Annotated in this window: 5 protein-coding genes and 1 pseudogene; 2 read left to right on the plus strand and 4 right to left on the minus strand. The window is 67.3% G+C overall.

The genetic code is table 11. The features are described from left to right. Window positions 1-61: 61 nt before the first annotated feature. Complete coding sequence (locus JQ639_RS01420) at window positions 62-814, plus strand: nucleoside/nucleotide kinase family protein (protein WP_211970145.1); 753 nt, start codon at window positions 62-64, stop codon at window positions 812-814. A 76-nt stretch (window positions 815-890) separates the two neighbouring features. Further along, a complete protein-coding gene (locus JQ639_RS01425; RefSeq protein ID WP_211970146.1) occupies window positions 891-2,120 on the plus strand; it encodes a cytochrome P450 in 1,230 nt (409 codons plus the stop codon). A 15-nt stretch (window positions 2,121-2,135) separates the two neighbouring features. Here the strand turns inward: JQ639_RS01425 and JQ639_RS01430 are convergent. The 4 genes and pseudogenes from JQ639_RS01430 to JQ639_RS01445 all read right to left on the minus strand — a co-directional run bounded on the left by JQ639_RS01430 (window position 2,136) and on the right by JQ639_RS01445 (window position 18,931). Then, window positions 2,136-2,906: pseudogene (locus tag JQ639_RS01430) on the minus strand (exodeoxyribonuclease III). Window positions 2,907-3,017: 111 nt separating this feature from the next. After that, the gene (locus JQ639_RS01435) at window positions 3,018-4,202 is read right to left on the minus strand and encodes an ABC transporter substrate-binding protein (RefSeq protein ID WP_211970174.1); all 1,185 of its coding nucleotides are present in this window, start codon (window positions 4,200-4,202) and stop codon (window positions 3,018-3,020) included. A 128-nt stretch (window positions 4,203-4,330) separates the two neighbouring features. After that, window positions 4,331-5,884: an acyl-CoA synthetase gene (locus tag JQ639_RS01440; protein WP_211970147.1), complete on the minus strand. Its 1,554-nt coding sequence runs from the start codon at window positions 5,882-5,884 to the stop codon at window positions 4,331-4,333. A 285-nt stretch (window positions 5,885-6,169) separates the two neighbouring features. Further along, complete coding sequence (locus JQ639_RS01445) at window positions 6,170-18,931, minus strand: filamentous hemagglutinin family protein (RefSeq protein ID WP_211975047.1); 12,762 nt, start codon at window positions 18,929-18,931, stop codon at window positions 6,170-6,172. Window positions 18,932-18,959: the final 28 nt, after the last annotated feature.

Here is an 18,959-nt window from a genome sequence, read left to right on the forward strand (position 1 = left end):
GCCGCGCGGCTATAGCCCGGCGGCTGCCATGCCGTCCGCATCGATCGAAGGAAGCCAGACCATGTCGTCCCGTGCCACGGTGATCGCCACGCTTGCGGAGGCCATCGGCGGCCTGCGCCAGAGCTGGCCGCTGCGGGTCGCGATCGACGGCCGGACGGCCTCGGGCAAGACGACGCTCGCCGACGAACTCGCCGTGGCATTGCAGGCCACAGGCCGTGCGGTGATCCGCACCTCGATCGACGGCTTTCATCGACCGCGGGCGGAGCGCTATGCGCGCGGCCGCCATAGTCCTGAAGGCTACTATCACGATGCCCGCGACTTGACCGCTGTCATCACATTGCTGCTCGCGCCGCTTGGTCCCGGGGGCGACCGGCGCTACTGCACCGCGTCGTTCGATCTGGCCGCCGACAGGCCGATCACTCAACCAGCACTCACGGCGCCGCCCGACGCCATCCTGATCGTCGACGGTACGTTTCTGCAACGACCGGAGCTCGATGACGGCTGGGATCTCGCCGTGTTCGTGGAGACCACGGCGGACATCGCCGAAAGCCGTGGACTGGGCCGTGATGCCGATCAGCTCGGCGAAGTGGACGCGGTTCGCGAACTCTATCGCCGGCGCTACCGTCCGGCCTATGCGCTCTACGACCGCCTGTGCGCCCCGGTGGCGAACGCCGATGTCGTCGTCGGCAACGATGACATCGCCAGGCCGGTGTTGCGCCTGCGACAGAACGGTCGCCTCGCACCCTCTGTCGCCTCGGCCACCGGTGCGCACCCTCGGCCTCCAGCCGTCCCGCCCGGCGTCCCATCCATCTGACGCGCCGATTGCGCCGGCACGGCGGAGAACGTAGGCTTGCCGCCATCGGCCGACGATCCCAGACCGCGAGGCGCTTGTGAACGAACATGTCCAGGCCGCGGCACAGCCGCTGTTCAATCCGCTGTCGCCGGACTTCATCCGCGATCCCTATCCGACGTTCGAGCGCCTGCGAACCGACGATCCTCTTTATCTGACGCCGCTCGGGATCTATCTCGCCAGCCGCCACGCCGACGTCAGCCAGATCCTGCGCGACAAGCGCTTCGGCAAGGACTTCGTCAACCGCATGACCCGGCGCAGCGGTGCGCAGATCCTGGAAGAGCCGATCTATCGCAGCATGCGGCACTGGATGCTGGTGCAGGACCCGCCGGACCACACCCGGCTGCGCGGCCTCGTCGTCAAGGCCTTTACCGCGCGCCGCGTCGAGGACATGCGGCCGCGCATCCAGCAGATCGTCGATGAAACGCTCGACCGGATCATCCCGCAAGGCCACATGGACCTGATCGAGGATTTCGCGTTCCGCCTGCCGGTGACCATCATCTGCGACATGCTCGGCATTCCCGAGGACCATCGCGAAGTATTTTACAAGAGTTCGCGCGACGGCGGCCGGCTGCTTGATCCCGTGCCGCTGTCCGCCGAGGAGATCCGCGACGCCAACGCTGGCAACGAGATGGCGCAGCTGTATTTCCGACAGCTGTTCGAGCTTCGTCGCCGCAATCCCGGCGACGATCTGACCAGCCAGCTGGTACACGCCGAAGAAGACGGCCAGAAGCTGACCAACGAGGAACTCACGGCCAACATCATCCTGCTGTTCGGTGCGGGCCACGAGACGACGGTCAATCTCATCGGCAACGGACTGCTTGCGCTGCACCGCCATCCCGACCAGCTCGCGCTGCTCCGAACCAGCCCCGCGCTCATCACCAATGCCATCGAGGAATTCCTGCGGTACGATTCCTCGGTCCAGTCGACCGGGCGCGTCGCGCTCGAAGATATCGACGACATCGGCGGCAAGCGCATTCCCAGGGGCGAAAACGTGCTCTGCCTGCTCGGGTCCGCCAACCGCGATCCCGCCGCCTACCCCGACCATCCCGACCGCCTTGACATTACCCGGACGAATGTTCGGCCACTGTCGTTCGGCGGCGGCATTCACTTCTGTCTCGGCGCCCAGCTGGCGCGGATCGAGGCGGAGATCGCGATCGCCACGCTGTTGCGACGGGTTCCGGGCCTGCGGCTCGACGACGCCGACAATCCCGAGTGGCGGCCGACGTTCGTCCTGCGCGGACTGAAGCGACTGCCCGCAAGCTGGTAGGCCTGCTCGGCGGCGCTATTTCAGCACCAGCCATGCCGGCGCGTGATCGCTGGCGTCCGCAAGCCCCCGCTCCGCCCGATCGACACCGGCATCGCGCAGGCGGCCGGCCAGATCCGGCGACAGCAGCAGGTGATCGAGCCGCAGCCCGGCGTCGCGGCTCCAGCGATTGCGCTGGTAATCCCAGAAGGTGAACATCGGCACACCGGGATGGCGCGCGCGCAGCGCGTCGGTCCAGCCTTGCTTGACCAGCGCCGCGAAAGCGGCCCGGCTCCTCGGCTAGATCAGCGCGTCGTCGTCCCATGAGCGCGTCGGATAGATATCCAGCGCGGTCGGGGCAACATTGTAGTCGCCTGCAAGCACGACCGGCACGCCCGCTTTCAGCAGGGTACGGGCGTGACGCTGCAGCCGCCTGAGCCAGGCGAGCTTGTAGTCGAATTTCGGCCCCGGTTGCGGGTTGCCGTTGGGCGCGTACAGCGATGTGACAACGATGCCGCGAACGGCGGCTTCGATATAACGGCTCTGGTCATCGCTGGGATCCCCGGGCAGTCTGTCGCGGATCAGCACCGGCTCGGCCTTGCGGGCGAGGATGGCGACGCCGTTCCAGGTCCGCTCGCCGCGCCACACCGCACGGTAGCCCGCGCGGGCGAGGTCCGCAGCCGGAAATGCGGCATCGCTACATTTCAGCTCTTGGAGGCTCACGACGTCGGGCTTCGCCACCTTGAGCCACGCCAGCAGGTTCGGCAGCCGTCGGACCACGTTGTTGATGTTGAATGTCGCGATCTTCATGACGGTCGTCCGCGGCCTCCGTCGCCAGTCCAGCCCATCATGCTCGATCTCATGCAACGGGCCGGCGCAGGTGATGCGCCGGCCCGGCTGTTCACCAGGAATGGATCAGGTCTAGCCACCTGTATCGGCGCTGATGACGTCGCCGAACATCTCCCACTTGCCGCCCTTGAAGCGCATCATCTGCAGCTGCTCGATGGGCGCGAAGTCGGTGGCGCTGGTCTTGACCTTGATGCCGGGGATTAGTGTATCCGGCGCAAAATCGAGGCTCGCCGCCTGCTTCATGATGTTGGCGCGGGTCAGGTTGTCGCCACTCCGCTTGAGGACCTCGACCATGGTCTGGGCCGCAGCATAGCCATAGGACAGGTTGAGATCGGCACGGTTGGCGCCCGGCATGTACTTCTCGTAGAAGGCGTCGAACTTCTTCATGCCAGCATCGTTCGCCCACTGGCTGTCAGATGCGTCCTTGAGGTAGCCCGCGGACAACACGCCCTCCGAGGCGTCGAAACCAGCGGGTTTCATCACGGCGCCGATCGAAATGCTGACGTCGGTGAGCAGGTGCATCGGCTTCCAGTCGAGCTCAGCGACCTTCTTGATGGCCTGCGCCGCGAACTTCGGCGTTGTGATGTCGACGAGCACGTCGGCCCCCGTCGCCTTCAGCTTGACGATGTGGGAGTCGATCGTCGGCTCGGAGATCTCGTAGCTCTCCTCGGCGATGATCAGCTTCGATGCCTTGTCACCGAACACGTCCTTGAGGCCGGCGAGATAGTCCTTGCCGAAATCGTCGTTCTGGTAGAACACCGCGACCTTGGCGTCCGGCTTCTCCTTGAGGATATACTTGGCGAAGATCCGCGCCTCGGAACGATAGCTCGGCTGGAATCCCATGGTCCAGGGGAACTGCTTGGGATCGTCCCACTTGCTGGCGCCGGTGGCGACGAACAGCTGCGGTATTTTCTTGGCGTTGTGATACTTCTGGATCGCCGTGTTGGGACCGGTGCCGAGCGCATTGAAGATCAGCAGCACCTCGTCGCTCTCGATCAGCTTGCGTGCCTGCTCGACCGTCTTCGGCGGGCTGTAGGCGTCGTCATAGGAGATGAAGTTGATCTTGCGGCCATTGATGCCGCCCTGATCGTTGATCATCTTGAAATAGGCTTCCTCGGTCTTGCCGATGATCCCGTAGGCGGAGGCTGGACCACTGTAGGCCTCGATATTGCCGATCTTGATTTCGGTATCGGTCGCGCCGGGATCGTAGGCTTTCTGAGCGAGCGCGGCGCCGCTGCTCATCAACACTCCGATCATCAACGTGACAGCGATCGGGCGCGCGGAAAACGAAGACAACAGTCTCGTGGTCATGAACGATCCTCTCCTCGGGAATGGCAGCTTTTGCTTTTTATGTTGGTGGCTGCCTGACGCAGGGCGACGCCCGCTCAGGATGCCACGGCTCCGGCGACGTCGAGCGAGCCCGGCGTGCCAAACTTTTCGCGAAGGGTCGGCTTGTGCACCTTGCCGGTGGCGTTGCGCGGCAGCGCCTCGACAAAGTGGATGGTCCCCGGGCACTTGAAGCGCGCGAGGTTGGCGCCGCAATGGGCATGCACCTCCGTCGCGCACAACGAATGGCCGGTCTTGAGCGCGACGACCGCGACCCCGACTTCGCCCCAGCGGGTATCTGGCACCCCGATCACGGCCGCTTCGGCGATGGCCGGGATCTGGTAGAGGACATTTTCCACCTCAGCCGGATAGACGTTCTCGCCGCCGGAGATGTACATGTCCTTCCAGCGGTCGACGATGTAATAAAACCCCTCCTCGTCGACCCGCGTCGCGTCACCGGTATGCAGCCAACCTTCCGTGAACGAGGCGGCGTTGGCCTCGGGCCGGTTCCAGTAGCCCGGCGTGATGTTCGGTCCCCTGACCCAGAGCTCGCCGAGTTCGCCGATCGCAGCGTCGGTGCCGTCCGGCTTCACGATGCGCACCTCGGTATGCAGCACCGGCTTGCCGGCGGAGCCCGCCTTGCGTGCGGCGTCCTCGCGATCCAGCGCCAGCACCGCCGGACTGGTCTCGGTCATGCCGTAGCCCTGCTGCAGGGCGACACCGCGTGCCTCCCAGATCTTGAGCAGAGCTACCGGCATCGGGGCGCCGCCGACGCCACCGATGATCAGCCGGCTGAAATCAGCCGCCGCAAACGTCGGATGCTGTGCCATGAACTGGTAGATCGCCGGCACGCCGAAAAACACATTGATGCCCTCGGCCGGATCGCTGATCAGCGCCAGCGCCTGGCCCGGATCGAAGGTCCGCATGATCTGGACGGTGCCACCGGCATGCAGCACCGGATTGGTGTAGCAATTCAGCCCGCCGGTGTGGAACAGCGGCAGCACGGTCAGCAGCACCGACGATGGCGTGATGTAGGCCGGCCCGCCGAGATTGATGCAATTCCACAGCGTCATGCCGTGGGTGATGATCGCGCCCTTCGGCTGGCCCGTGGTGCCCGAGGTGTACATGATCGTCGACATGTCATCGAGCGTCATGATCTCGGCCGCCTCGAGCCGTTGCGAAGCCGCGATCGCCGCCTCGTAGCTGCCGCCGGGGCCGAGCCGGAGCACGGCCGGCGTCTTGCAGCGCGCCGCAACTGCCAACGCGGTCTCGGCGAGATCGTCGTCGTGCACCAGCACGGTCGGTGCGGCATCGCCGACGATGAAGGCAAGTTCGGGCACCGTCAGGCGGGTGTTCAGCGGCACGAACACCGCGCCGATCCGGCCGCAGGCGAATTGCACCTCGAGCGTGTCGGTGGTGTTGAGCGCGAGCACCGCGACGCGGTCGCCGGGCCCGACATTCAGTTGCGCGCGCAGATGCCGCGCGAGGCGTGCGATACGGTCGTCGAAGCTGCGATAGGAATGAGTGCGCGCGCTGCCGAGATCGACAGCAGCGATCTTGTCCGGCGTACGCCGGGCATGGTGGGCGATCCAGTCATAATACCGAACCGGCATGAGACCCCTCCTCCGCCGGTGGCTCCCTGCCATCAGCGGCATTTCCCCCGGGGCGGCGCATTGCTAAGCGGCCGACCTCGTTTTCATACCTTTTTCAAGCAGTTGAGGCGAGGGTCGAGGGATGAGTCTTGCGTCGAGTGGCTGGCGCGCGCGGCACCGCACGGGCGATACGGCGGGCGTGCACTGCACAAGGCGGCAGGCGGGCCTGGCCTACGCCGCCATAGCCCGTCCAGCGGAATGCTTGCGATCACCGACCTCCGGGCGGGCGGGCGCGACACCGGCTCCTCAGCGCTGCTGGCCGGCGAGGTTCTGACGTTCGGTCTCGGTCAGATCCTGCTTCTCGTCGGGCGACAGCCGGCCGAGGCCGACGAACTGCACCGCGCTCGCCCGGTCGTAACGACGGCCAGTCTCTTCGGGCAGCGCGCTGCGGCGCCCGCGCCTGCGCTCGTCCACGCCGTCATCTGCGCCACCGCCTCCGTAGCCGAGCACCTCGACCATGATGATCGACGGCTGGCCGCTCTGCGACTGGGCCGGCATCGGCGCCTGCTGGTTCGCCGCCGTGGTGTTCGACGCCGTGGTCAGCGCGCCGATCGGTGGTGCCTGCACGGTTGGCACGCCGGTCGCGGTGCCCTTTACCTCGATATTGGCGGCGTTGACGATGTGCAGCGCCGCGAGGTTGAGGTTGCCGGAGACGCGGATGCCCGCCTCGCCGGGATCGATGGTGCCGAGCGGCGCGATCAGGTCGACCTGGCCGCGCGGTACCTCGGGCAACGGCTGCAGTGTCGCGATGCCGGCGCCGGTGCTCGGCGTCTGCGGCGACAGCGTGACCCGGCCATAGTTGTCGTACTCGCGCTTCGGCGGCGTGTAGACTTGGGTGGTCTTGGAGCCGCGGCCGGCGTTGATGTCGCCTTCCGCCGACCAGGCGATGATGTCGCCGCCGAAGGTCGTCATGATCCGCGACAAGCCCAGCAGCAGGCTGCCCTTCGCGTAGGTCTCGATGTTGCCCTTCCCTTGCGTGATCAGGCCCGACGTCGGCGGCGGCACGACGCCGTCGACACCGAGGACGATCCGGCCGCCCGGCGCGAGCAACTGGATGTCGCCGCCGGCGACGGTGCTGATGCCAGAGCCGCCGAACATGGTGATGTCGCCGAGGTAGCCGCTCGGCGCCCCTGTCGCATCGTGTTCGGGAAACAGCGTCGCGATTGCCTGGCGACCGCGCAGGTAGGAGCCGGGGCGCGGGCCATTGGCATCATTGAACTCGCGGCCGCCCTCGCGCAGCTCCCAATAATACACCTGCCGCAGGAACACGGCCTGCTGGTCCGGCGGCAGCGCCGCGAACCGCGCGCGCGCGTCCGCATCGGAGCCGCGGAAGCCATACAGCTGGGAAAGCCAGTCGGCGAGCTCCTTCTCGTAGGTCTTGACCACCTTGCCGGGCTGGTCAGCGAGCGGAACATCCTTGTTGGCAAGATTGGCAGGATCGAGATAGCGCAACAGGCCGGCATAATTCGCGCCTGCGGCGCCCGCCGTCATCACCACCGACGCGCCGGAGCGAAGGTCGCCGGGCACGACCGGTCCGAGGCTGGTCACCGCGCCCTTGTCGGCCTGGTAGACATTGCGGCCCGCCGACACCACAAGCGTACCCGGGCCCGCGACCTGCAGGTTGGCATAGAGGATGTCGCGCCCGGCCTGGACCACCGAGACATCGTTGTCGCCGGTGTGCACGATCAGGTTGCCGACATACAATGCCGTGTTTGTATTGTCCGGAACCCCGGGCTGCGTCCCCAGGCCGACGATGTCGCGCGCGGCCATCAGGCGCAACGGCTTGGCCGCCACGCGCCAGCTGACCGACGGCCGCGGCCAGCTGCCGCTGCTGCCCGTGACGGTTTCGCCGCTCTTGAAGCCGACGATGTCACCACCGGCGGCATAGACCAGCATCGCCGTCGGGTCCGCCGCATGGAGGTTGCTCGCGGTGTTGGGCCCGAACGCGAACAGCTCGACGCCGCCGGGATCGAGAACATTGTTGTTGTTCGAAATCGTTCCCGTGCCGTTGGTATTGGTGATCTTGCCCTGTTCACCGCGCTGCCAGCCAACGAACCCCGGCTGCACTGGTGTCGCCACCGCACTGAGATCGGCGCCCGACATATCGATGGCGTAGCCGCTGCCATAGATCGAGCGGCCGGCCAGCAACTCGAGTTGCCCGATCGGCGACGGCGCCAGCAGCAGCGGCGAGGCCCGGAAGTCCGGCAGGACGTCATAGCTGCCGTAGTAGATGCTGCCGCTCGCTGCCAGCACCCGTAACGTCGGCGGATACACGAAGGCCAGATCGGTGTTTTGATCGATGGTGCCGCCCGCCAGCATATACGCCATGGTCGGAACGACGTTGCCGCCCGCGGACGTCAGGTTGATGGCCGTCTCGTTGCGCCACAGGCTGAACCAGGTGATACCGCCCCCCACGTGATAGCTACCGGCGGCAGCATAGCTCGTCGTGTTCTGCAGCAGCACGCGGCCCGGATCGGCGGCGCCGGACAGCACGACATCGCCGCGTGCCGACAGGTTGACCACGGCATCGCCCGGGATCACCAGCGGGCCGCCGAAACCGAGCCCGACATTGGCGGTTGACGCGTCAGGCCAGCGCGGATCGATCGCGGTCTTGGTGCCGTAGGTCAGGTTGACGCCGCCGATGGTGCCGGCCTGCACGTCGATCTCGCCACGCAGGTTGACCAGCACGCCACTGGAGTCGCTCTTGACCCTGGTGGTCAGGAGCGTGGGCTGCAACGGGTTGAGCTGACCGCCGACCTTGAGCAGCAGGTCGCCGCCACCGGTCAGGACAGGTGTTCCATCGGCCGCGATCCGGCCGGTCGAGCCCACGGCGATATTGAGCGCCGTCGTATTTGAATTCGGCACTGGGCCGACGCTCTGGGTCACCAATATGCCGGCGTCGCCGCCGGCCAGCACGGCGACGTTGCCGCCGCCGAGCGTACCGAAGCCGGTGAAGCCGAGGAGCGCGACAGATGTGTTGGAATCGCGCGGCTGCGGCAGCGCCACCGTACCGAAATTGATCCACCACGCGGTGCGCTGGCCAGCGATGTCGCCGCCCTGGCGCCACAACCAGTTGCCGGGGTTGCCGTCCTGGTAAGTGCTGTTGTTGATGGACAGGCCGGTCAGGTTGCCCTGCGCGGCGACCAGCAGATTACCGCCGCCATCCGGATACCAGGCGTGATAAACGCTGCTCGGGCCGCCATTGACCTGCGCCTCGTAGGACACACCCGTGGGCCCGAGAACGGAGCGGCCGCTATCCATCGAGCTGTCCAGCCTGCCGCGCGGCAGATCGTATTTGTCGTTGTCGGCGGCAAGCAGCTTCTGCGTGCCCGCCGTGTAGATGCCATATCGCGTGCGCACCTGCAGATCGGCGCTGCTCAGCAGTTCGAGGTCTCCCGTTCCCGTCCGCACCACGCTCGGCACAGCGAACAGCTGCTTGGCGCTCTCGCCTCCGGCATTCCACACACAGTAGTCGCCGAGAACTGAGCAGATGTCGTCCTCTCCTGGATCACCGGGGGTTCCGAACGGATTTGTCCCATCCCCCATATCCTTCCATCTCCAGCCGGGATCCAGGACCGTCATGATGGCCGCGATCGAGGTGTCCGCGAGCACCAGGCTTCCCGCGTTGGCCGCCCGCGGTCGCAGCATGCGGCTGTCGGCGGCGTTGACATCCGCGCCCGCGACAAGACGCAGCGACCACGACTGTGATCCAGCTGGCAGCATCGGAGCTGCGGCCCAGATGCCTCGCGGCGTCGGATCATCACGCAGTTTCACAAGGTTGGCATCGTCCGGCAGCCGCACGTCCGTCGCGCCCGGGATGAGGGCGCCAGCCGCCAGCGGTAGCGCGCCGTTCAAAGTCATCGCGACCGGCAGCGCTGTATTCTTCGGCCAGATCATCGGACCGACATTGATGTCGGATGCGAAGCGGTTGCCGGCGCCAAGGATCACGCCGGCGGGCAGCACGGTGTTCTGCCGCAACAACGTGCCGCGGGCGTAGATGACCGCACCAGCAGAATCGCGAATGTCGGCCCGCAGGACGGTGCCGGCCGGCAGCGTCAGCGCGCCCAGCAGCGGCGCGTCGGCGGGCAGCACGATGTTCGCGTTCAGCGTGAAGGCCTGCACCGGCAAGTCGTAGTTCAACACGCTGAAACGGGGGAAGACAGTGCCATCGGCCAGAACAACGCCGGCACGCGGGATCACCACGTCACCATATGCCTGCGTTCCTTTCACCAGAATCCATGCGACCTGGGGCGTGTTCTGCCCGTCGGAGCCGGCAAATGGCGCCGCTCCGAAGCCGTCGCTGACACTGCCGTAGATATTGAGGTTGCCGCCGGCGCGGATCACCAGCCGGCCCGGTTCGCCGGAGCCAGCAATCGCTGTCTTCTGCGTGTTCGGATTGACGCTGGCGTAACGGTAGCCCGACAGGTCGATGTCGCCGAAGATGGTGAGGTCGCCGGTCGACGTCGCGCTGGTGATCTCGACCCCCGGCCGCAGATGGAAGGCATCGGTGTAGGCGCTCAGGCCCTTGAATCGGGCCTGCAGGTTGGTGTTTTGCAGCGCGCCCGGCGTGTTGGTGAGCGAATTGCCCGACATGAACAGGCTGTTGTCGGCATCCACAGTCGTCATCAACGCCTGATTGATGATGCCATCGGCTGGCTGGTAGGTGCGGAAGCCGTTGACCGCGATGCTGCGCGCGCCGGCGACCGTGACCGGCCCAGCCGCATCGATCGCCACGTCATTGGCGCCGTCGCCGGAGCCGCCGATACCACCAAGCCGTGGTGCGTTGAGATCGATCGTGCCACGCGTGACAGTGTCGGCCGAACGCACGTCGATGCGCGATCCGGGCGCAAGGCCGAGCCGGCCCCTGGTCGTCGTCAGGTCGACCACCGCGCGGTTGGGCGCATCGATCGGCTGGCCATAGCTGTCGACGCGCAGCACCGTACCATGAGCATCGAGTACGGCGTTGCCGCCAAGCACGAGGTCGTCGCGCGACGACAGCCGGATCGTGCCGACCCGCTCGCCGCTCGCATTGACCGTGCCGTTGACGATAAGGCGACCGCCGTCGACCGACACCGTGATGCTGTTCGCCACGAGTTCGTCGCCGATGGTCAGGTCGCCCTGCTTGATCTGAAAGCTGCGGGCGCCGACCACGCCGCCGGCGGTGAGCCGGCGGTTGAGGCCGGCGAAATCGTCGACCGTCTGGCCATGGACGTCGATGCTGCCCGCGAGATACGGCACCAGCGTGCCGCCGGCGTCATAGCGCCCCGAAGCGCTGCCGCGCACCGTGCCGGCCAGCACGATGTGTCCGGCAGCGGCATCGACCGCCGTCACCGACAGCGAGCCGGCGCGATTGTTCACCGCGGAGATGTCGACCACCGATCCCGCCGCCTGGACGATATTGCCATGGGCACTTTCGAGGATGACGTCACCACCCCAGCCGTAGCGCGTCGCATCCAGCAATGGCGCCGCACGTCCGGCCATGTCAATGCGCGAAGCGCCGGTCAGTGCGATGTCGCCATCGGCGGAGACCGTGAACTTGCCGCTCGGCAGCACCACGGAGGTCGCCACCGTTACGGTGCTGCCCTTCAGCCCGACTTCGGCGCCGAGCGCTGCCGCCATGGCCGACGCGGCATCGCCCGAACCGATGACAGCGAGCGTGCCGCCCGCGGTGATGCGGTTGATCGAGCCGGCCTCCCCGGTGAGCAGCGGAGTGATCAGGTTGAGGTTGCCGCTGCTGTAGCTGTACCCCGTGCCGGTCTGGTAGACGCCCTGGCTCTCATAGACCGACAGGGTGTTGCGGTTGTTGGCGGTGATGCGGCTGTGCGCCGTGATGTTCACCGTCGAGAAGCCGAGCGTGAGGCGATCCAGCGTCACCTGGGTATCGGGCTTGGTGCCCGGGCCATAGCCGAACACCACCTCGTCCGCGACGATGTTGAGCGTGCCATGGCCGGTGCCGGCGCCGCCGGTGATCACAGATCCCGGCGGCAGGCTACGCGGCTCGTTGCGGCCGCTGCGCGAGGCGCGATCGCTGATGCCGTTCCAGATCAGTTGCCCGGTGGTGAGGGTTGCGCTGTCGCCGGATGCGCCGAGACCGTAGATCGCCGGCGTGTTGAGGACCAGCGTGCGCAGGCTGGAGAGGCCGGTCATCGGGTCAATGGTCGAAAGATTGATCGCGCCGAAGAAATTCACCGATGCCTGCGCCGACAGTGTCAGGCTCTCGAGCTTCGGTGCGCCGGCCAGGGCATTGCCCGCCAGCAGACGGCCGAGCACATCCTGGTTGAGCACGAGACCGTCGGGCAGCACACCCGCACCGCGCGCCACGGCGATCGCACCGGCATCCCCGATGTTGATGCTCGGCATGGTCAGCGACAGGTAGCGCGCGCCGTAGCGCATGCCGTCAGCGATCGACAGCGTCCCCTTCTGGACACCGAAAGCGAGCGTGCCCTCAGTCGCGATGGTCGCGGCGCCGACGGTGACGCCGCCAGCAATCGCGCCATCGAGCCCCGCTTGCGGGATGTCGACCAGCCCGTTGGAGACGATGACCGTGTTGCCGCCGAGCGCATAGATGAAGCCGTCGCGCGACAGCATCACGGTTGCGGCGCCGGCGCCGACCGTGTCGATGTGCGCGCCATCCTCGATCCGCAATCCGATATTCCCGGCCGTCAGGAACACCTCCGGCGCCCGCAGCACGGCGTCGCCGCGCATCACGACCCCGTCAGCGAAGCCGGTGGTCGCCACGTAGCCGTTCACAGTGTCCAGCATCTGGCCGCCACCGATCGAGATCCTGGCCGCGCCGAGGGCATTGAGATCGGTCGCCCGCACCGATGCGAAGCCCGCCGTCGGCCCGGTGCCGTCGCCGAGGATCTCGAGCGACTGGCCTGTCATACCCACACGAGTATCGACGCTGACCGTGCCGCCATAACCGCCCTTGCCGGGGGTGAACAACGCCTGGCCGGCGAAGGAGAACGACAGACGGCCCGACGTCTGCGCCGCGAGAGCGAGCTGCAACGTGCCGGCGTCGACCGGCAGGGTCGGACGCGGTTGTCCCGTGCGCGCGGCAGCCGCCAGCATGAAGCTGGCATAGTCCTGCTCGTTGTACTGCGAATAACTGCGGACCATCGCGCCCGGCGTGATGATGGCGAGATTGGGCTGGCTGTTGCGGACGGACGTGTTGGCGATACTGCCGACCACCGATGTGACGAACGAACCGTTGGGCAGCGGCGCGACGCTGGCGCCGAGCTGTGTCTGTGCGCCGAGTTCGACGCGGAACGCACCGGGCAGCAGGGCGTATGAGGCCGGCATCAGCGTGTAGGTGCCGGCCGCAAGACCGGGCACCCCGCCGCCGACCGTGATGCGCTGGCCGATGGCCGGCGCCGCGCCCTGGGTCGCCGGCACCACGGGAGCGTACACCACCGTCGCGCTCGGCACGATGGCAAACACCTGATTGCCGAGGCTGCTGTAGGTGTTGCCGGGATTGGCCGCGGCCAGCGGAGCCGACAGCACGTCGATCGAACCGCCACGGCCGCTGATGAAGCCCGCGCCGAACAACTGGCCGCCGCCGGAGAGATCGAGCAGCGCGCCGCGCGCAACCGTCACGGCCGAGCCGCCAAGGCCGATGCCGCCGACCAGACCGAATGTACCCACGCCATTCAGGACCTGGGCCACCTCGGCGCCGTTATAGCGATAGACAAGGCCATCGACGGTGCCGCCATAGGGAAGCGCCAGTCCCGCGGCGCTGGTCGACGTGATGCTGCCTGGCAGCAGATCGACCTGCTGCGCAGCGACATATCCCTTCCGGTCGAGGCCAGGACCGCCGAGAACAAGCGTGCCGAACGGCGCGCGCACGACGCCGCCCTGCTCGATGGTCCGGCTGTAGACCGTGAGCTTGCCGAACACCGAGAGCGGCGCCGCAGGCGTGTCGAAGGTGGTGCGACCAAAGCGCACGAGCTCGCTGGCGGCAATGAACACCTTGGCATCGCTGACCGGATAGATCTGCGCCGCGTCGAGTTCGATCGTACGGCTGCCGTAGGCGTTGCCGGTCAGGCGGATATCGCCGCGGCTGGCGACGACGACCTGATCGATGCCGGCGATGCTGGTCACAACCGACGAACCATCGACCTGATTGATTCCGAGATTGAGCGGCTCGAAGGAACCGGCGAGATCGACCAGATCGGCGGAGATCGTCAGCCGTGCCGTGCCCGACTTGGGCGGCAGACCGCTCGGCGTGGTCTCTAAGCCGGGCTGTCTGTCCCCCGCGGCGCTGCCGGGGCGCGGCTCGACGGCCCCGCCGGCCGGCGAATACGAGACGCTGCCGAACGAGACGTAAGGCGCGGCCAGCGTGATCCGCTCGTTGCCCGCCTTGGCGACGAGGTTGCCGAAAATCCTGAGGCTCTGCGGCAACGCAAGCTGCACGTCACCGTCAAACGCGATGGTCTCGGAGTAGAGGCGCAGAGTGCCGAAGCCGCCGGCGACGACCTGGTCGACGTCGATGCGGCCGTGCCCGAACTGCAGGGCCGGATCACGCTCGCCCCACGCGAGGTCCGGCGCAAGGCCGCTCGCGCCGGCCTGCTGGGCGACCTCCAGAATGCGGAACTTGCGCACTTCGTTCGGGGCCCGCTGGTCGACCGGATTGGCGTAGCTCGGCGTCACCAGGGCCAGCGACAGCGTACCGCCGGCCGCGCCCTCGCCTCCGGAACGCGCCGTCATGGTGCCGTCGAGATAAAAGCCGCTCAGCGTGCTGATGGCGATACTGCCGCCGGCGCTTGCCACCGTCACCGGACGCACGCTCGCCCGGCCATTGGCGTCTGCCTCGGTAAAATCGATCACAGCACTGGTGCCCGAGGCGTCGAGACGCGCGCCGGACCGCACGATGATGAAGCCATTGCCGGCCGGTGCGACCGGGGCTGGAGCCTCGCTGTCATTGCCGAGCGTGATGCGGCCACCCGCGTCCGCAAAGCCATAGCGGCGACCGGAGCGATCGACCGCCACGGCGCTCCGCCCCGCAACGTCGAGGACGGCATTGTCGCCGATCCAGAGCGAACGCGCCCCGATGTAGGGATCGCCGGGACTGCCGATCTGCAGGACATCGATCCGGCCACCGGCCGCGGTCAGGCGGCCGTCCACGGTGATCTGCCCGGGGCTGCGCAGCACGATCGCCCGTCCCGGATCGACCGTGAGGCTCGCCTGCGTGCCGATCGTCAGCGATCCCCTGCTGGTGTCGAGGTTCGATTGCAGCGTCAGGTCGGCGCCGCCGCGACGGATCAGGCGACCTCCGACCGGATCCTCCTGGTAGAGCGGCGGCAGCCACACCGTCAGGGCCGAGGATGGATCGTGACCGGTCGGAATGCTCGCCGCATTGTCGGAGATGCGGTAGACGGACATCACGACGTTCAGTGCGACGTGATCGGCAACCAACAGGCCCAAATGACCGTTGATGTCATAGCTCGCGAACCCAGTGTTGAACAGCGCGGTGCTGACCTCCGTCAACGGCGCCACCGCATAGGCGCGTGACGCGACCGTGCCGGCCGGGATCACGGTGCCGGCGGTGAAGCGCAGCGTCACCGGCGCGATATCACCGGCAGCGAATGTCACCCGCGTGGCGGTCAGCGCGATGCCGTTCGGAAAGATACCGGGATCGACGTTGAAACCGAGGGGAAGCCGTGTCGTCGAGTCCGTGGTGACCCAGGTGCCGGGAGCGATCCGGATGCCGCCGTAATAGTTGGTGCCGGCGAGATCGGTGAAGATGAGTCCCACGGGAACGGTCCACCCGTTCGGCCCGATGAGCAGCGGCTTGGCCCTGGTGGCGCTCACCATGACGGTCGCCGGCGCGGCGACGCCCGGCGCAAGATAGGTAATGCTCTCGTCGTAATTGAACGGCACGGCCGCGCCGGCCGCGATGAACAGATCTTCCGCGAGCAGCAGGTTGACCGGCGCCTTCTCACCGGCCGCGAGGATGCCGTCGGTCGCCAGCGCCTTGCCGCCGATCACGATCGCCGGGCCGCTGCCGATGGTCAGCGTGCCACCGCCCGCAACGCCGTAACCACGGATCGCCGCTTTCGGAATCAGGCGGCTTCCGACGGTCGGTCCGCCGATCGAACGGTCGTCGGCGACCAACGTGACGTTGCCGCCCTTGCCGCCCTTGACTTTGCCGAGCGGCAGCAGCGCAGCGCCCGATGACACGTCGATGGCACTGCCCTCTTCCAGCGTCACGCCCTGCGTCGAATTGAAGGCGACGTTGCCACCGTCGACGTAGGCAAGTCCGGACACCGCGGTCGGGTCGGCCTGCACGTTGGTCCACAGACCGCGGGTGTCGATGGTTGCGCCCGCGCGCAGCCTCAGCTGCGACAGGCCATCCGCCGTCAGCAGCGCGAACGGCTTCGCGGCGCTGGTATTGTCCGGGCGCAGGATGTTGGCGATCGTGACACTGCCGGCGCGCGCGACGATGTCCGCCCTGATGTCGACCACCGGCGCGACGAGGTTGACCTGCGCACCCGGCGCAAAAACCAGCGGCGCGTCGATCGTGATCGAGCCCGATGTCACGACGCTGAGGCCGCCGAGACCGAAGCTCGCGAGCTGCGCGGCATCGAACCAGCCGGTGTTGACGCGGTCCGCCGGCAGCGGCGCCGCGAGATCGATCCCGTCCGCAGCCTTCGGCGGCCGCCCGATGACGATGCCGGTGTTGTAGGCCCCGGCAAGACCCGTCGCGTCGTAGCGGCCGACTGCGAGCTGCCCCGCCCGCGCCACCGTCGACTGGGTCAATTGATAACCGTCCGTGACGCCGGCCGGACGCGCCGCGACCTGGCGCAGGCCGTTGACGACATCGGCGACGATGGTGCCCTCGAACAGCGGCGTCGGCGTCGACAGGACAAGACGGCCAGCGTCGCGGCCGATGGTGTAGCCATCTTGCCAAATGCTGCCGCCGACACCGAGCGGACTTGCGTAGATCTCGGTCAGCGCCGGAGCAGGCTTGCCGCCCTGATTGTGCCTGACCACGAAGCCCGTCACCGCGGCGGTGTAGGTCAGACCGCCTGGCGCGCTGTTGATGTTATAGACCCGGCTGTCGCTGCCGAGCACATAGCTTTGGTTGATGAACCCGCCCTGATAGGCGAGCGAGCCGCCGGAGAGATTGAACACCGATCCCTGGCGCGCCACCACTTCCGGCGCCGCCAGCGTGATGCTGCCGCCGATGGCGGCCCACTCGCCGATCCTGTGGGCGGTGTTGGCGAGATAGCCGGAGACTTCGAGCAATCCGCCGCCGGTGTAGTAACGATCGGAGGTGTAGCCGCCGGTGCCGGCTGGCACCAGGACCAGGCCGCGGGCGTCGATCCACAGGTTCTGGTTGATCAGCGCGCCGCTGTCGCGGTTCTGCGGCGAGTCGCGCAGCTCGTTGCCCTGAACGTTGACCTTGATGCTGTTGGCGTCCATCTGCATGAGGACGTCGCGCACGCCCGACACGTCGATGGTTGCGCCAGCCTCCGTCGTCACCCGCCGACCGGCGCTGACCACGACCTGCCCGCCCTGGGCGGCAGTGTTCGAGCCGCCGGCAAAATCGACGGTGCCGCCGGTGACGATCTCGATGCGCGACTGATCCTTGCGGTCGGACAGCTTGGCGAGATTGTCGAACTGGCCGAGGTTGAGACCGGCGCGCGCGAGATCCTGCGTCACGGAGTCCGCGATCTGTGCATTGCGCTGCGAGTTCAGCGCCGTATCGCTGCTGCCGAGCTCGGGCAGCACCACGCTCCAGCTGTTGCCGGTCAGCGTCACGCTGCCGCCGGCATCGGTGGCGGAGTTGAGCAGATGGATGCTGCCGCGCTGGTTGACCGAGGTGGTGGACAGCAGCACGCCATCCTGGATCAGCGTATGGCCCGCCAGCGTGATGTCACCCTGCGCTGCCGCGACGAGACCGGTGTTGACGACGCGGCCGCTGGTGGTGCTGCCGAGCGCAAGCAGCGGCGCGACCTCGCTGCCGCGTGTCGTCGACCACTGGTTGGCGTCGGTGCTGTAGCCGCGTCGCAGCACGAAGGCGTCGCCGGCCGCGAGCAGCGCCTGCCCCTTCGTCGTCGTGATGGTGCCGGCGTTGCTGACCTCGGCGCCGAACAGCGCGACGAAGCCGCCGCCCGCGGTGACGGACGTCGGCGCAGCGGTCGTCAGCAGCGCACCTGCCTCGACCACGACACGGCCGCCGGCCCCGGAGAAACTCGGCACGTAGCCGTTGCCGCTCTGGGGCGAATAGATGCCCCTCGTCAGGAACTGGGCGTCGGTGATATTGGCCGTCGACGCGATCAGCGAGCCGACATTGATCTGGCTCGCGCCGCCAAAGATGATGCCGTTCTGGTTGACCACCAGTATCTGGCCGTCGGCACGAATGTTGCCGAGGATCAGGCTGGGATTGACATTGCCGACGACACGATTCAGCGCGCTCCAGCCCGCATTGCCCTGCTGGTCGAAGATCAACGTCGTACGCGCCCCGACGTTGAAGCTCTGCCAGTTCAACACCGCCTGCGCCGCGGTCTGCCGGATATTGACTTCGATGCGATCGCCGTTCGCCGCTTGCGTCGGCAGGTTCGCGCCCTTCCAAAGGTCCGATCCCGAGATTGCGCCGGGGGCGACCTGCAAGCCACCTGCCCCGAGACCATTGGGCACCACAACCTGTGGCAGCGTCGCGGAGCGTTGCGCGACCGCTGCGGCGGCACGCGCCGCCGCCTGGGCGCCCTGCATCGCCTGGATCGCATCGATCGACCGGCGCATCGCGCTCTGGCCCTGCTGCGCCACAACTGCCGCCTGCTGGGCGGCCAAGGTCGCCGCATCCACCGTGTAGGCCGCCTGCGGCACGCCTACACCGCCGCCGAGCTGCGCGGCCGCCAGACGGTCAATGCCACCCAGCACCGTCAGCAGGCTCGTCCCCGCCAGCAGCACGGCCCGCGTCAGCCGCCCCGGCATCGGCAGATGCCTGAACGCGATCCCGCTGGCGGCAGGCGTGGAGGAACGGCGACGGCTGGACTTTCGCATCGGTCGAAGCTCTTCATTCGAAAAGAGG

The sequence above is a fragment of the Bradyrhizobium sp. U87765 SZCCT0048 genome (assembly GCF_018131225.1).
Taxonomy (GTDB): Bacteria; Pseudomonadota; Alphaproteobacteria; order Rhizobiales; family Xanthobacteraceae; genus Bradyrhizobium_A.

Bases quoted from the DNA above. Each gene is read 5' to 3' on its own strand.
- JQ639_RS01420 (WP_211970145.1), top strand. From the start codon at position 62: ATGTCGTCCCGTGCCACGGTGATCGCCACGCTTGCGGAGGCCATCGGC.
- JQ639_RS01435 (WP_211970174.1), bottom strand. From the start codon at position 4,202: ATGATCGGAGTGTTGATGAGCAGCGGCGCCGCGCTCGCTCAGAAAGCC.
- JQ639_RS01440 (WP_211970147.1), bottom strand. From the start codon at position 5,884: ATGCCGGTTCGGTATTATGACTGGATCGCCCACCATGCCCGGCGTACG.
- JQ639_RS01445 (WP_211975047.1), bottom strand. From the start codon at position 18,931: ATGCGAAAGTCCAGCCGTCGCCGTTCCTCCACGCCTGCCGCCAGCGGG.